Annotated in this window: 13 protein-coding genes; 10 read left to right on the top strand and 3 right to left on the bottom strand. The window is 73.8% G+C overall.

The window, feature by feature from the left end; translation table 11 throughout:
• Window positions 1-51: 51 nt before the first annotated feature.
• Window positions 52-600 carry a DUF4232 domain-containing protein gene (locus A6A06_RS08715; protein ID WP_073760622.1) on the top strand — a complete coding sequence of 183 codons (549 nt, stop codon included), beginning with the start codon at window positions 52-54 and terminating at the stop codon, window positions 598-600.
• 90 nt (window positions 601-690) lie between these two features.
• Here A6A06_RS08715 and A6A06_RS08710 read toward each other — a convergent pair whose 3' ends face one another.
• Window positions 691-1,833, bottom strand: a complete 1,143-nt coding sequence (locus A6A06_RS08710; RefSeq protein ID WP_073760621.1) for an NADH-quinone oxidoreductase subunit D — start codon at window positions 1,831-1,833, stop codon at window positions 691-693.
• Window positions 1,834-1,988: 155 nt separating this feature from the next.
• On the bottom strand, window positions 1,989-3,077 hold the full coding sequence (locus A6A06_RS08705) for an SAM-dependent methyltransferase (RefSeq protein ID WP_073760620.1): 1,089 nt from the start codon (window positions 3,075-3,077) through the stop codon (window positions 1,989-1,991).
• Window positions 3,078-3,261: 184 nt separating this feature from the next.
• Here A6A06_RS08705 and A6A06_RS08700 point away from each other — a divergent pair, with 184 nt between their 5' ends.
• The 4 genes from A6A06_RS08700 to A6A06_RS08685 all read left to right on the top strand — a co-directional run bounded on the left by A6A06_RS08700 (window position 3,262) and on the right by A6A06_RS08685 (window position 7,585).
• Window positions 3,262-4,473, top strand: coding sequence for a sensor histidine kinase (locus A6A06_RS08700; protein ID WP_079193896.1), 1,212 nt, complete (start codon window positions 3,262-3,264; stop codon window positions 4,471-4,473).
• 237 nt (window positions 4,474-4,710) lie between these two features.
• Complete coding sequence (locus A6A06_RS08695) at window positions 4,711-5,397, top strand: response regulator (protein WP_073760618.1); 687 nt, start codon at window positions 4,711-4,713, stop codon at window positions 5,395-5,397.
• 173 nt (window positions 5,398-5,570) lie between these two features.
• The gene (locus tag A6A06_RS08690) at window positions 5,571-6,620 is read left to right on the top strand and encodes a methyltransferase (RefSeq protein WP_242440645.1); all 1,050 of its coding nucleotides are present in this window, start codon (window positions 5,571-5,573) and stop codon (window positions 6,618-6,620) included.
• 239 nt (window positions 6,621-6,859) lie between these two features.
• Window positions 6,860-7,585 carry a glycoside hydrolase family 75 protein gene (locus tag A6A06_RS08685; RefSeq protein WP_073760617.1) on the top strand — a complete coding sequence of 242 codons (726 nt, stop codon included), beginning with the start codon at window positions 6,860-6,862 and terminating at the stop codon, window positions 7,583-7,585.
• A 284-nt stretch (window positions 7,586-7,869) separates the two neighbouring features.
• Here A6A06_RS08685 and A6A06_RS08680 read toward each other — a convergent pair whose 3' ends face one another.
• Window positions 7,870-8,988 (bottom strand): DUF5937 family protein, encoded by a 1,119-nt coding sequence (locus tag A6A06_RS08680; RefSeq protein WP_073760616.1) that lies wholly within the window; start codon window positions 8,986-8,988, stop codon window positions 7,870-7,872.
• 193 nt (window positions 8,989-9,181) lie between these two features.
• Between A6A06_RS08680 and A6A06_RS41520 the strand changes: the two genes are divergently transcribed.
• The 5 genes from A6A06_RS41520 to nadC all read left to right on the top strand — a co-directional run bounded on the left by A6A06_RS41520 (window position 9,182) and on the right by nadC (window position 14,558).
• Window positions 9,182-9,529, top strand: coding sequence for a hypothetical protein (locus tag A6A06_RS41520; protein WP_199930771.1), 348 nt, complete (start codon window positions 9,182-9,184; stop codon window positions 9,527-9,529).
• Between the two features lie 214 nt (window positions 9,530-9,743).
• Window positions 9,744-10,724 carry a Rossmann-like and DUF2520 domain-containing protein gene (locus A6A06_RS08670; protein WP_073760614.1) on the top strand — a complete coding sequence of 327 codons (981 nt, stop codon included), beginning with the start codon at window positions 9,744-9,746 and terminating at the stop codon, window positions 10,722-10,724.
• Window positions 10,721-11,746 (top strand): pantoate--beta-alanine ligase, encoded by a 1,026-nt coding sequence (panC, locus tag A6A06_RS08665; protein ID WP_073760613.1) that lies wholly within the window; start codon window positions 10,721-10,723, stop codon window positions 11,744-11,746. Before A6A06_RS08670 ends, panC begins: the two co-directional genes overlap by 4 nt.
• Window positions 11,743-13,536, top strand: coding sequence for an L-aspartate oxidase (locus A6A06_RS08660; protein ID WP_073760612.1), 1,794 nt, complete (start codon window positions 11,743-11,745; stop codon window positions 13,534-13,536). The genes panC and A6A06_RS08660 overlap by 4 nt, the downstream gene beginning before the upstream one ends.
• Entirely contained in the window at window positions 13,533-14,558 is a 1,026-nt protein-coding gene (nadC, locus tag A6A06_RS08655) for a carboxylating nicotinate-nucleotide diphosphorylase (RefSeq protein WP_073760611.1), read from the top strand. Before A6A06_RS08660 ends, nadC begins: the two co-directional genes overlap by 4 nt.
• Window positions 14,559-14,563: the final 5 nt, after the last annotated feature.

The following is a 14,563-nucleotide window of genomic DNA, read 5'->3' as shown; positions in this document are numbered from 1 at the left end:
ACGCGGGGTGGGGCAGTGACCGGAGCAGTGACCAGGAGAGCGGCCGGGCCCGTGAAGCGGACGGTGCTGGCGGCCGTGCTCGGCGTCGTGGCGTTCGCGGGCGCGGGCTGTTCGGCCGGGCCGGAGGAGAAGCCCGCGGCCAAGCCGAAGCCGTCCAGGACCGCGCCCGCCTGCCCCGCGGACGGCGTCGCCGTCAAGGGCCTCCCGGTGGACGCCGCCATGGGCACCCGCGCGATGGGCATCACCCTGACCAACTGCGGCAACCGCCCGTACAAGGTGAACGGTTACGCGGGCGTCCAGGTCCTCGACGAGGACCGCAAGCCGCTGGCCGTGAAGATCAGCCATGGCTCGGACATCGTGGACGACCGCGGCCCCGAGCCGCTCACCCTCAAGCCGGGCGAGCACGCCAGGGCCGTACTGATGTGGCGCAACCGCGTGACGAGCGCGACGGACCCCGCCGTGAACGGCGCGTTCCTGGCCCTCACACCGGCCGAGGGCGGCGGCCGTCCGCAGACGGTCCGTGAGCTGATCGACCTCGGCACCACCGGCAAGCTGGGCATCACCGCGTGGCACCGGGAGGACCCGAAGCCGCGTACGTAGGCGCGTACACAGCCGTGCACACAGCTTTGTAGCGGCCCCGCCCGGCCCCGCCCGGCCGGGCCCCCGCCGCTTGCCGTTCGCTGCCTGTCGCTACTTGTCGATGTCGCCGACCACGAAGAACAGCGATCCGAGAATGGCGACCATGTCGGCGACCAGCGTCCCCGGCAGCAGTTCGTTCAGTGCCTGGATGTTGTTGTACGACGCCGAGCGGAGCTTGAGGCGGTACGGGGTCTTCTCGCCCTTGGAGACCAGGTAGTAGCCGTTGATGCCGAGCGGGTTCTCGGTCCAGGCGTAGGTCGCGCCCTCGGGGGCCTTCAGGACCTTCGGGAGGCGCTGGTTGATCGGGCCGGGCGGCAGGTCGGCGATCCGGTCCAGACAGGCGTCGGCCAGGTCCAGGGAGTTGTGGGTCTGGTCCAGGAGGCATTCGAAGCGGGCCAGGCAGTCGCCCTCCTCGCGGGTGACCACCTTCAGCGTGTCCTGGAGGTCCGGGTAGGCGAGGTACGGCTCGTCGCGGCGCAGATCGAAGTCGACGCCGGAGGCGCGGGCGATCGGCCCGGAGACGCCGTACCCGTGCACCGCCGCGCGGCTCAGGACGCCGATGCCGCGGGTGCGGCCGCGGAAGATCTCGTTGCCGAGGACCAGCCGGTCGAAGACGTCCATCCGGGAGCGGACCTCGGAGACGGCGTGCCGGGCCCGGCCGAGCCAGCCGGCCGGCAGGTCCTCCTTGAGGCCGCCGACGCGGTTGAACATGTAGTGCATCCGGCCGCCGGAGATCTCCTCCATCACGTTCTGCAGCTCTTCGCGCTCGCGGAAGGAGTGGAAGACGGGCGTGATGCCGCCCAGTTCCAGGGGGTAGGAGCCGAGGAACATCAGGTGGTTGAGGACCCGGTTCAGCTCGGCGAGCAGCGTACGGGTCCACACGGCGCGCTCGGGGACCTCCATGCCGAGCATCCGCTCCACACCGAGGACGACGCCCAGCTCGTTGGAGAAGGCCGACAGCCAGTCGTGGCGGTTGGCGAGCATGATGATCTGGCGGTAGTCGCGCGCCTCGAAGAGCTTCTCGGCGCCGCGGTGCATGTAGCCGATCACGGGTTCGGCGTGCTGGATGCGCTCGCCGTCCAGGACGAGGCGCAGCCGCAGCACGCCGTGCGTGGAGGGGTGCTGCGGGCCGATGTTCAGCACCATGTCGGTGCTCTCCGCCGCGCCGCCGATGCCGACCGTCGTCTCCGTCATGGGGACAGTCTTGCAGCTCGGCCCGGCGGGGGCGGGCGGCGGTCAGCGGTCGCGGTGCCGGGCGTGGTGACGGCCGCGGTGCCGGTCGTGGCGACGGCCGTGGCGACGGCCGTGGTGGTGGCTGCGGTGACGGCCATGGCGGCGCGGGCCGGAGGTCACGGGGCGAGCAGGCCCGTACAGCTGCCGCCGACCGGTTGCAGGAGCCAGCCGAAGGCGCCCAGGCCCGCCGGATCGGTCAGCTCCGCCGCCGCACCCGCCGAACCGAGGGCCCGTACGTAGGCGGCCGGGTCGCTGGACGCGAGGGAGAGGGGCGGACGGCTGCCCTCGACGCCGAGGGCGTGCAGCGCCTGCCGCTGCGTGAGCTGCTCGGCGCCGGGGCCCGCGCAGGCGTCCAGGGCGACGTGGGCGGTGATGTCGCAGCTGCCGTCGGGTACGGGGCGGACCTCGCGGCCCTCGCGGAAGCCGGTGAGGGTGCCGTAGGGCGGGCGGGTGCCGCGGGTGTGCGCGTAGTCGGCGGTGGCGGCGAGGCCGGCGCGCAGGGTGCCGACCGCGCGGGCCCAGGCCGCGTCGCGCGGGTGGCCGATCTCGGCGCGCAGACCGGGGAGGGCGGAGCCGGGAAGGGCCTGAGACTCGGGGTCGGCGGGACCGGCGGAGCCGGGAAGGGCCTGAGACTCGGGGTCGGCGGAGTCCGTGGCGGCCGCCAGGGGCCACCAGCGGGCGAGCCACTCGGCGTCCGCGCCGCTGACCGGGTCGCCGAGCCGCTCGGTGCCGTCCGGGCGGACCAGTACGTGCCGCGGCACACCGTCCCCGTCGGTCTCGGCGACGTCGACGGGGACGTTGTCGAGCCACTCGTTGGCGAAGAGCAGGCCCGTCAGGGAGCCGGGTGCGGGCAGCTCCGCGAGCCAGGTGACGCGGTCGTCCAGACCGGCGGGCCGGGGGGCGCGTTCGACGGCGTAGGGGCGCACACGGGCGTAAACCGGCGCGGGCAGTGCCGCCAGTACTCCGGTCAGCAGCTCGCCACGCCCGGCGCCCACATCCACCAGCGCCAGTTCCGCCGGGCAGCCCAGGGACGTGTCGACGCGGCACAGCAGCGTGGCGAGCGCCTCGGCGTACCGGGGCGAAACGTGCACGGAGGTACGGAAGTGGCCGGCCGGGCCCGGCCCGTCGCCGCTGGTGTAGAAGCCGCCAGGGCCGTACAGGGCCTGCTCCGCCGCGTCCCGCCAGCCGCACCAGTCGTGTGTCACCGCACCACGGTACGCGGGCCGGAAGCGGGGGCATATGCCGGAGGTCCGCCTCCGCGCGGGCCCGCCGATCGGGCCCGGAGACCTCGGTGGCAGACCCGTCTCCACCTTGCGGAGTACTCCCGTCCTCCAGGATCGCCCGTCCGGTTGACCCGTACACCTATACGCCCTGCCTACGCTGGGTGACGTGCAGCGTCTCTACGACTTCTTCCGCAGGCATCCGACAGGAGTGGACACCTTCTGGGCCGTCCTCCTGTTCGGTTTCAACTGTCTGATGCTGGTGGCGTCGGCGGACGCGCAGAGCGAGCGCCGGACGGTTGCCGAGGCGCTCGCCGTCGGCGCGCTGTGCCTCGTCGTCGCGCTGCGGCGCAAGGCGCCCGCGAAGATGATGCTGCTGGCCCTCGCGGTCGGAATCTGCCAGATCGCGTTCAAGGTGCAGCCCACCATGGCCGACTTCGCGATGCTGGCGATCATTTATACGGTCGCCTCGGGCACGAAGCGCTGGGCCTCGCGGACCGCCCTCATCGGGGCCCTGACCGGCCCGACGCTCTACGCCGTCCGCTCCGGCAACGGTGACGCCCCGCCCCGCAGCCTCTGGGAAGGAGTGTTCATCGTCGGCCTGCTCACCATGCCCTTCGTGCTGGCGTGGGTGCTCGGCGACTCGGTCCGTACCCGCCGCGCGTACTGGGCCCAGCTGGAGGAGAAGGCCGCCCGCCTGGAGAAGGAACGCGAGACGCAGTCCCGGATCGCGGTGGCCGCCGAGCGCGCCCGCATCGCCCGCGAGCTGCACGACGTCGTCGCGCACAACGTGTCCGTGATGGTGGTCCAGGCCGACGGCGCCGCGTACGTCCTGGACGCCGCGCCCGAGCAGGCCAAGCAGGCGCTGGAGACGATCTCCGGTACCGGCCGGCAGGCGCTCGCCGAGATGCGGCGGCTGCTCGGCGTGCTGCGCACCGGCGAACAGCCCGAGAGCGGCGAGTACGTACCGCAGCCCGGCGTCGAGCAGCTGGCGGACCTGATCGACCAGGTGCGGGGGGCCGGGCTGCCGGTCGACTTCCAGGTGGCGGGCGAACCGCGCCCGCTGCCCAGCAGCGTCGAACTCACCGCGTACCGCATCGTGCAGGAAGCGCTGACCAACACCCGCAAGCACGGCGGCCCGGACGTCGGCGCCACGGTCCGCCTCTCCTACCGGGACGGCGAGCTGGACCTGCTGGTCGAGGACGACGGGCGCGGCGCCCAGCACGAGCTGTACTCCGGCGGCGGGGCGGACGGCCTCGGCCACGGGCTCATCGGTATGCGCGAACGCGTCGGCATGGTCGGCGGCAGCCTGGACGCGGGGCCGCGGCCGGGAGGAGGCTTCCGGATCAGCGCGGTACTGCCGCTCAAGTCGGGCCAGTGAGGCAAGCCGGGCCAGTGAGGCGAGCCGGCCGGGCCTGCCTGGTCGCTCCTCCTGCGTCCTGCCCTGCGTCCTGCCCTGCCTCCTGCTCCTGTCTCCTGCCGTCCCGTCCGTCCACCATCCGTTCCGGCGCATCCGCTTCCGTACGTACCCTGTTGCCGCGCCGCAGCCGGCCGGCCCTCCCGGCGCCGGGAACACCGGCTCCGCCACCCGCACCGCCGTTGAAAGGGACCTCCTGCCATGACTGTCCGCGTGATGCTCGTCGACGACCAGGTGCTGCTGCGCACCGGTTTCCGCATGGTGCTGGCCGCACAGCCCGACATGGAGGTCGTCGCCGAGGCCGGTGACGGGGTGGAGGCCCTGGAGGTGCTCCGGTCCACCAAGGTCGACGTCATCCTGATGGACGTGCGGATGCCGCACCTGGACGGCGTGGAGACCACCCGCCGCATCTGCGCGGGCGGGCAGCAGGAGGACGCGCCGAAGGTGCTCATCCTGACCACTTTCGACCTGGACGAGTACGCCTTCTCCGCGCTCAAGGCGGGCGCCAGCGGCTTCATGCTGAAGGACGTGCCGCCGAGCGAACTGCTGGCCGCGATCCGCGCGGTCCGCAGCGGGGACGCGGTGGTCGCGCCCTCCACCACCCGACGGCTGTTGGACCGGTTCACGCCGATGCTGCCGGCGACCGCCGCCGAGCCGGTCCGCCCGGAGATCGGGCGGCTCACCGAGCGCGAGCGGGAGGTGCTGCTGCTGGTGGCACAGGGGCTCTCGAACGGTGAGATCGCGGCGCAGTTGGTGCTGTCGGAGGCCACGGTCAAGACGCATGTGGGCCGCATCCTCACGAAGCTGGAGCTGCGGGACCGGGTCCAGGCGGTGGTGCTCGCGTACGAGACGGGTCTCGTACGGGCCGGTGGCGGCGCGGGCGCGTAACGGCGCACGGGGCCTCGCGCTTCGTACAGGCCGCGCTTCGTACGGCCCGCGCTTGAGCGGCTTTTCCGTCGTCCGTACGGCCGGTTCGCGCAGGCCCCGATACCCGACTCGGACTGGGCGAAACGCCGATAATGGCGGGTGTGGAAACACCCGCCGACGGCAGGAGTACACCCATGGCAGCAGGCGCCGCCGCCTCCTCCGCCCGCCCGTCTCCCGGTATGACCCCGCACTTCCCCGCGTCGCCGTTGCACGACCTCATGTACGGCCATGTCTACGCGTCCGCCCTGCGCGCCGTCGTGCTGCACGGCATCGCGGACCTGCTGGCCGAGGGGCCGCGGTCGGCCGGGGAACTGGCCGTGCGGTCCGGCACGCAGGCCGGCCCGCTGCACCGCGTTCTGCGACTGCTCGCGGCACGCGGCCTGTTCAGCGAAGGCGCTGACGGAACGTTCGGCCTGACGGAGGGCAGCGAGGCGCTGCGTACGGATGTGCCGGGCTCCCGGCGCGCCGCCGTCCTGCTGTTCACCCACGCGATGTACCGCCGGTCCGCGGAAGGGCTGGAGGACACCCTGCACACGGGGCAGCCCGGCTTCGAGGCCGCGTACGGGGTCCCGCTCTTCGAGCACCTGGCCGCCACGCCCGACGCGGGCCGCCTCTTCGACACCGCCATGACCTCGCTCACCGACGGCGTGGACGAACAGATCACCGGTAGCTACCCGTTCCCGGACAGCGGGACGGTCGTCGACGTGGCCGGGGGCCGGGGCGGGCTGCTCCGGGCGGTGCTCGGCCGGTCGCCGGGCCTGACCGGGGTGCTCTTCGACCGGCCCGGGACCGTCGCCGCACACCTGCTCGACACGGCGGAGCTGCGAGGCCGTTGGCGTACGGAGGGCGGGGACCTGTTCGAGGCGGTGCCGGAGGGCGGGGACCTGTACCTGCTCAAGAACATCCTGCACGACTGGCCCGACGAGGACTGCCTGCGCATCCTCGGCACCGTGCGCCGGGCCATGGCTCCCGGCACCCGGCTGCTGGTGATCGACGCGGTGCTCCCCGCCGACGGCACCCCGCATCCGGCCGTCGCGCTGGACATCGTCATGCTCATGGTGCTGCGGGGACGGGAGCGCAGCGCCGCCGAGTTCGAGGATCTGCTGACCCGCTCGGGGTTCCGGGTGCGCCGTATCGTGCCGACTCCGTCGCTGACTTCGGTCATCGAGGCGGAGGCGGTCTGATCCGGACACCGGTGCCGAAACGCCCGGAGGCCGGTGCAGAACGCCCGGAGGCTGGTGCCGAAACGGTGCCGAACCGGAACCGAAACGGTGCCGAACCGGAGCCGAAACGGTGCTGAATCGCTTCCGAACGTGACGTGTGGGGCGCGGAGTTGGTCATGGGGCGGGGTTGACGGGAGTGGGGGAGCGGAGGAGATTGGGCGCGCTCGGTAAGGAAACTTTCCTAACAGAGAGGCCCTCCTGTGCGCAGACGAACCTTCGCCCTGGCCACCGCCGCCGGCACCGCACTGCTCGCCGCCGCCGCACTGCCCGCCACCGCGCAGCCCACCACGGCCCGGACCGCCGCAGTCGCGGACGCCGCGAGCCGGCCCGGCGTGACCGAGGGCTCGGTCAGCGCCGCCGACCTGCTCGCCAAGGTCACCGACTGCTCGCAGATCTCCAACGGCAAGTACCGGACCGACGAGGAGACGTCGGCGACCGTCCCGGTCTGCGGCAAGAAGGGCGCCGTGTTCTGGAAGGCGGACATGGACATCGACTGTGACGGCCAGGTCACCTCCAAGTGCAACAAGGACACCGACCCCTGGTTCCAGCCGGACACCCGCTTCCACCAGTCCAACGGCAAGCCGCTGAACGCCGAGAAGCTGCCCTACGTCGTCGTCCCCTCGGTCAGCGGCATCTGGAACTACGAGTCGGCGGGCATCAAGGGCGGCGGCGTCGTCGCCATCATCTACAAGAACAAGGTCGAGTACGCGGTCGTCGGCGACACCGGGCCCAACAAGATCATCGGCGAGGCGTCGTACGCGGCCGCCAAGGGCCTGGGCATCGACCCCGACCCGGCCACCGGCGGCGCCGAGTCCGGCGTCACCTACATCCTGTTCAAGAACTCCCAGGCGTCCCCCATCGAGAGCCACAGCGACGCCGTCTCCCGCGGCGACGCCCTCGCCAAGAAGTTCCTCCAGGAGAACTGACCCCCGGCCGCAGAACCGGCGCAGGGCCCTTGTCCGCGACGGCCGGGAGGGCCAGGACGGCCGGAGCGACTGGAGCGGCCTAGGTGACCGGGACGGCCGGGAGCACCGGGACGGCCGCGACCACCAGGGCGGCCAGGGCCACTGGGACGGCCGAGACCACCGGGACGGTCTGGGTGACCGGGACGGCCTGGGTGACCGGGGCGACCGGATCGAGCTGTCGGCACCGAAACCGGCACCGAAACCGGCACCGAAACCGGCACCCAAACCGACTCCGCCACCACCCCTTACCGCAGCACCCCCTCCAAGAAGTCGCTGCCCAGGCGCGCCACCACCCGGACGTCCAGTTGGTGCAGCACGTACCGGCCGCGGCGGCGGGTCTGGAGCAGCCCGGCCTTCTTGAGGACGGTGAGGTGACGGGACACCTCCGGCGCGGATATGCCGAGCGCGGCGGCCAGTTCACCGGTCGCGTAGGCGGTACGGGCCAGGTAGCGGCACATCCGTGTCCGCATCGGGTGGGCGAGCGCGTCGAGCCGGGACTCGATGAGGGCGACCGACGCGGGGCCGGCCAGCTCCGGCGCCGCGACGGGGTAGTGGATCACCGGGCGCCAGCCCTGGGCGTGCAGCACGCTCAGGTGCGGCCAGCCGAACGAGGTGGGGACGAAGGTGATCCCGGCACCGACGGCCGGGTCCAGGGCCGTGCCGTGGCCGTGCGTCATCTTGTCGACGACGATGCGGGCCTGCCCCTCGTCCAGGGTCACCGCGGGCGACACCTCGGCCAGCGCCCCGGCCAGGCCCTTGTGGCGGAGCACCTCGGCCTTGTGGCGGGCGTCCGCGGCGAGCTGGACGCGCACCCGCTGCCAGACGTCCGCGAAGAACGCCTGCTCGCAGTCCTCCAACAGCCGCCGGATCCAGGCCCGTACGGCAGGCGGGTCGGCGAGCAGCCGCTGCGCGAAGCCGGCCTGCCGGGGGCCGCGCGCGGTGGCCCGGTCCAGCGCCAGCCGCCGCGACTCGGCGTCCACGAGCGGCGACGGGCCGCCGCGGCAGTAGCTGCTGGTGCAGTTGATCTCCAGCGCGGCGTTCACGAACAGCTCGTCGTCGAGCCGGTCGAGCAGGTCCAGGTCCTCGGCGAGGGTCGCGCCGGGCTGTCCGGCGGTGTCCGTGAGCGCGGCGAACGGCATCGACACGTCGGAGAAGGTCGGTCCCCACAGGAAGTCCGCTTCGCACAGCCGGTCGGCCAGGTCGGGTTTGAGCGCGCCGGCCGTCGCGGTCGTCCAGCCGTGCAGGCCGGGGTGGTGGCCCGGCTCGGCGAGCGCGTGCAGCGCGGAACCCAGCTCGGCGAGCGGCGAAGGGCTGAACGCCACCCGCTCGGCGGGCAGCCCCGCCACATCGATCCACACACTCATGTGCCTCTCCCCGTCTTCCGTGTGCCGCACTCACCGTCCAAGCCCGCCACCTGCGCGGACCCCCGTGCGCCGACCGGGTCGCGGCCCGGCCTCGGCTCCATCATGCGTGAGCCCATGACCTGCGCCCGGGTCGATTGACGGCTCCCGTCAATCGACGAGCCCTCCACCGCCGGACGGGCCCACCGTGGTGTCCATGAACGCATCCCAGCAGCACATGCTCGACGCCTACCGCGCTGCCCAGCGGGGCGAGATCGCGCCCGTCCTCCCCGGCGCCGGTGACGCCCGAGCCGTACGCGAAATACGCAGTTGGCTGCGCTTCCGGGCCGTGGTCACCGCCCCCGCAGACCGCTTCCCGGCCCGCTTCCGCCGCGCCGTACGCCGAGCCCTCACCCGGCGGCCGGTACGCCTCGGCCACCCGCGCCGAGCCGCACTCCCCACCCCGTCCGAGCCGCTGCACCACCCTCCCCTCGGTCCGTCCTCCGCTTCCGTCTCCACCCCCACCATGACGGGTCTCGCCCGCCTCGGCGACCCCTGTGGATAACCTCCGCGCGCAGCTCCGCCACCCCTGTGGAAAACCGTCGGGGACCCGCCGCCGGACAGCGCCGCGCACGCGCCCGGCGACGCGGTACGGCACGCGCCGCGAGACGCCCGTCTCACCTTGCGTACGGCTCTGAAGACCGCCGGGAACACTCGCGTAGCATGGCGAACGAATCGTCCGGTACCCCCCGCGGACTGGAACGGAAGGCCATCGCCGCGTGAACACAACCCCACCCACCGAGGCCCAGGACCGCCCCGCCCGGCTGACCGTCGGAGTCGTCGGCGCAGGCCGTGTCGGGCCCGCCCTCGCCGCGTCGTTGCAGCTCGCCGGGCACCGGCCGGTCGCCGTGTCCGGTGTCTCCGACGCCTCCGTACGGCGCGCTGCGGCACTCCTCCCCGACGTGCCCGTCGTCTCCCCGTCCGAGGTGCTCCGGCGCGCCGACCTGGTGCTGCTCACCGTGCCCGACGACGCGCTCCCGGGGCTCGTCGCGGGCCTCGCCGAGACCGGTGCCGTACGGCCGGGACAGCTGCTCGTCCACACGTCCGGACGGTTCGGTACGGCCGTCCTCGACCCGGCCACCCGCGCCGGGGCCCTGCCGCTCGCCCTGCACCCCGCCATGACCTTCACCGGTACGCGCGTCGACGTGCAGCGGCTGGCGGGCTGTTCCTTCGGGGTCACGGCGCCCGAGCCGCTGCGGATGGCCGCCGAGGCGCTGGTCATCGAGATGGGCGGGGAGCCGGAGTGGATCGAGGAGGAGGCCCGCCCGCTCTACCACGCGGCCCTCGCCATCGGCGCGAACCACCTGGTCACGCTGGTGGCGCAGGCCATGGAACTGCTGCGGGAGGCCGGTGTCGGCGCGCCGGACCGGATGCTCGGCCCGCTGCTGGGCGCGGCCCTGGACAACGCGCTGCGCTCCGGGGACGCCGCCCTGACCGGCCCGGTCGCCCGCGGCGACGCGGGCACCGTCGCGGCGCACGTCTTTGAACTGCGCAGGCACGCGCCGCAGAGCGTCGCGGGGTACCTCGCCATGGCCCGTACGACGGCCGACCGCGCCCTGGCGCACGGCCTGCTGAAGCCCGAGCAGGCCGAGGACCTGCTGGGCGTCCTGTCGGACGGCGGCGGCAACGGGGCCGCGGGCGAGCGGTCTCCCGACGACCACCGCGACGATCCCGACCACCCCGAAGAAGGCGGCCGATGAACGCCCCCCGCCCGCACCTGGTGCACACGGCGGACGAGCTGCGTGCCCTGCCGGGTCCTCCCGGGCGGCGGGCCGTCGTCATGACCATGGGGGCCCTGCACGAGGGGCACGCGTCCCTGGTGCGCGCCGCACGCGACCGGGTCGGCCCGGACGGGCAGGTCGTCGTCACCGTCTTCGTCAACCCGCTCCAGTTCGGCGCCAACGAGGACCTCGACCGCTACCCGCGCACCCTGGAGGCGGACACCGTGTTGGCCGGCCGGGCCGGTGCGGACGCCGTCTTCGCGCCCTCGGCGGGCGAGGTCTACCCGGGCGGCGCGCCACAGGTACGGATAGCCGCCGGTCCCATGGGCGATCTCCTGGAGGGCGTCAGCAGGCCGGGCCACTTCGACGGCGTGCTGACCGTCGTCGGCAAGCTGCTGCACCTCACCCGCCCCGACGTGGCGTTGTTCGGGCAGAAGGACGCGCAGCAACTGGCCGTCATAGAGCGCATGGTGGCCGACCTGAACTTCGGCGTACGGATCGTCGGCGTCCCCACCGTCCGTGAGGAGGACGGTCTGGCGCTGTCCAGCCGCAACCGCTACCTCTCCGCGGCGGAGCGCCGTACCGCTCTGGCCCTGTCCCGGTCCCTGTTCGCGGCCCGTGACCGGCTCGCGGCCGAGGAGGCCCTGCGGGACCGCGCCTCGTACGGGGCCCGCACGGCATACCGGGCGCACGACCGTTCCGCGGCCCTCGCCGCCCTCGGTGAGGACCGCGCGGCAGCCGACGCGCACGCCCTCGCGCACGCCGTCGCGACCCCGCTCCGCGCCCCCTCGGTGGCGCGCGCCGCGGCCCGTACCGTCCTGGAGGACGCCGCCCGCCTCGTCCCGCCGCTGGCGCTCGACTACGTGGCGCTCGTCGACCCGTCCGACTTCACCGAGGTCCCGGACGCGTACGAGGGCGAGGCCGTACTCGCGGTCGCCGCCAACGTCGGCACCACTCGTCTCATCGACAACATCCGCCTCACGTTCGGAGCACCCCGATGAACGGCACCGGCCCCACCGGCCACGGCAGTCCCGTCGGCCACGGCACCCCCATCGTCCGCCTCCAGGCCCCGGCCCCCGGCTGGTCCATCGAGGCCGACGTCGTCGTGGTCGGCTCCGGGGTCGCGGGCCTGACCGCCGCGCTGCGCTGCGCCGCCGCGGGCCGCCGGACCGTCGTGGTGACCAAGGCCCGCCTGGACGACGGCTCCACACGCTGGGCCCAGGGCGGCATCGCCGCGGCGCTCGGCGAGGGCGACACCCCCGAACAGCACCTGGAGGACACCCTCGTCGCGGGCGCCGGACTGTGCGACGAGACCGCCGTACGGACCCTGGTCACCGAAGGCCCGGACGCCGTCCGCCGCCTCATCGCCACCGGCGCGCGCTTCGACACCGACCCCGGCAGCGACGAGATAGCCCTCACCCGCGAAGGCGGGCACCACCGCCGCCGCATAGCGCACGCGGGCGGTGACGCGACCGGCGCCGAGATCTCCCGCGCCCTGGTGGACGCCGTCCGCGCCCAGGGCCTGCGCACCGTCGAGAACGCCCTCGTCCTCGACCTGCTCACGGACGCCGAGGGCCGCACGGCCGGCGTGACCCTGCACGTGATGGGCGAGGGCCAGCACGACGGCGTGGGCGCCGTGCACGCCCCCGCGGTCGTCCTGGCCACCGGCGGCATGGGCCAGGTCTTCTCCGCGACCACCAACCCCGCGGTCTCCACCGGCGACGGCGTCGCCCTCGCGCTGCGCGCCGGCGCCGAGGTCTCCGACCTCGAATTCGTCCAGTTCCACCCGACGGTGCTCTACCTCGGCCCGGACGCGGAGGGCCAGCAGCCGCTGATCTCGGAGGCGGTACGCGGCGAGGGCGCCCACCTGGTGGACGCCGACGGCACCCGCTTCATGCTGGGGCAGCACGAACTCGCCGAACTGGCCCCGCGCGACATCGTCGCCAAGGCGATCATGCGCCGCGCCCACGAGCAGGGCACCGGGCACATGTACCTGGACGCCCGGCACTTCGGCGCCGCCATGTGGGAGCAGCGCTTCCCGACCATCCTCGCCGCCTGCCGCGCACACGGCATCGACCCGGTCACCGAGCCGGTCCCGGTCGCGCCCGCCGCGCACTACGCCTCCGGCGGCGTACGCACCGACCTGCGCGGCCGGACGACCGTGCCGGGCCTGTACGCCTGCGGCGAGGTCGCCTGCACGGGCGTACACGGCGCCAACCGGCTGGCCTCCAACTCCCTCCTTGAGGGCCTGGTCTTCGCGGAGCGCATCGCGGACGACATCACCGCCGCACCCGCCCGCCGTCCCGGCCCGGCCGTGGCGCCCACCGCCGACCCCGTACCGCTGCTCGCCCCCGAGACGCGTCCCGCGATCCAGCGGGTCATGACCGCGGGCGCCGGAGTGCTGCGGTCCGCCGACAGCCTCTCCGAGGCGGCCACCGCACTGGCCCGGCTCCAGCACGCGGCCACCGGCGCGGCCACCGGCGGCGAGCTGGCCCCGGCCCCGGCCGACGGCCTCAAGCCCGCCGAGCCCGGCGTCGAGGCGTGGGAGGCCACCAACCTGCTGATGGTCGCCCGGGTACTGGTCAGCGCCGCCCGGCGCCGCGAGGAGACCCGCGGCTGCCACTGGCGCGAGGACCACGCCAACCGGGACGACACCGCCTGGCGGCGCCACTTCCTGGTCACCCACCGCCCGCCGCACACCCTGCACCTGCGTACGACCGACACCGCCGCGTTCCCCGCGACGACCGCCGCGAACACCACATCCGCGCCCGAAACGGAGCCGAACCAGTGAGCACCCCCGACGACCACCCCCTGCACCAGATCGGCCGTCCGGGCCAGGAAGCCGAGGCCCCGGAGGGCGGCGGCTGCGGTGACTCCTGCGGCTGCGGCGCCGGTGACGGCGCGTACGAACTCGATCCGCTCGCCTGCGGACTGGACCCCGCCCTCGCGGCCCTCCTGGCCGACGCCGGCCTGGACCCCGTCCAGGTCGAGGACATCGCCCACATGGCCGTCGAGGAGGACCTCGACCAGGGCGTGGACGTCACCACCGTCGCGACCGTCCCCGAAGACGCCGTCTGCACCGGCGACTTCACCGCCCGTCAGGCGGGCACCGTGGCCGGTCTGCGGGTCGCCGAGGCGGTGCTGTCCATCGTGTGCACCGCGGAGTTCGAGGTCGAGCGGCACGTCGAGGACGGCGACCGCGTCGAGGCCGGGCAGAAGCTGCTCAGCGTCACCACCCGCACCCGCGACCTGCTGACCGGCGAGCGCAGCGCCCTGAACCTGCTGTGCCGCCTGTCCGGCATCGCCACCGCCACCCGCGCCTGGGCCGACGCCCTGGAGGGCACCGGCGCCAAGGTCCGCGACACCCGCAAGACGACGCCCGGCCTGCGCGCCCTGGAGAAGTTCGCGGTGCGCTGCGGCGGTGGCGTCAACCACCGCATGTCGCTGTCGGACGCGGCCCTGGTCAAGGACAACCACGTCGTCGCGGCGGGCGGGGTGGCCGAGGCGTTCAAGGCCGTACGGGACCGGTTCCCGGGCGTGCCGATCGAGGTCGAGGTCGACCGGCTGGACCAGATCCCGCCGATCCTCGCCGAGGGCGCCGACCTGATCCTCCTGGACAACTTCACCCCGGAGCGGACCCGCCAGGCGGTGGCGCTGGTGGCCGGGCGGGCGATCCTGGAGTCCTCCGGACGGCTCACCCTCGACAACGCCCGCGGCTACGCCGAGACCGGCGTGGACTACCTGTCCGTGGGCGCGCTCACGCACTCGGCCCCGGTCCTCGACATCGGCCTCGACCTGCGTGAGGAGGGCTGACCTGC

Source organism: Streptomyces sp. CB02923 (assembly GCF_001905005.1).
GTDB lineage: Bacteria > Actinomycetota > Actinomycetes > Streptomycetales > Streptomycetaceae > Streptomyces.
The sequence above is the reverse complement of the archived record's forward strand: the minus strand, read 5'-3'. Positions and strand labels throughout refer to the sequence as shown.

Excerpts from the sequence above, each read along its gene's own strand:
- A6A06_RS08710 (WP_073760621.1), bottom strand. The coding sequence starts at position 1,833 with ATGACGGAGACGACGGTCGGCATCGGCGGCGCGGCGGAGAGCACCGAC.
- A6A06_RS08695 (WP_073760618.1), top strand. The coding sequence starts at position 4,711 with ATGACTGTCCGCGTGATGCTCGTCGACGACCAGGTGCTGCTGCGCACC.
- A6A06_RS08690 (WP_242440645.1), top strand. The coding sequence starts at position 5,571 with ATGGCAGCAGGCGCCGCCGCCTCCTCCGCCCGCCCGTCTCCCGGTATG.
- A6A06_RS08680 (WP_073760616.1), bottom strand. The coding sequence starts at position 8,988 with ATGAGTGTGTGGATCGATGTGGCGGGGCTGCCCGCCGAGCGGGTGGCG.
- A6A06_RS41520 (WP_199930771.1), top strand. The coding sequence starts at position 9,182 with ATGAACGCATCCCAGCAGCACATGCTCGACGCCTACCGCGCTGCCCAG.
- panC (WP_073760613.1), top strand. The coding sequence starts at position 10,721 with ATGAACGCCCCCCGCCCGCACCTGGTGCACACGGCGGACGAGCTGCGT.
- A6A06_RS08660 (WP_073760612.1), top strand. The coding sequence starts at position 11,743 with ATGAACGGCACCGGCCCCACCGGCCACGGCAGTCCCGTCGGCCACGGC.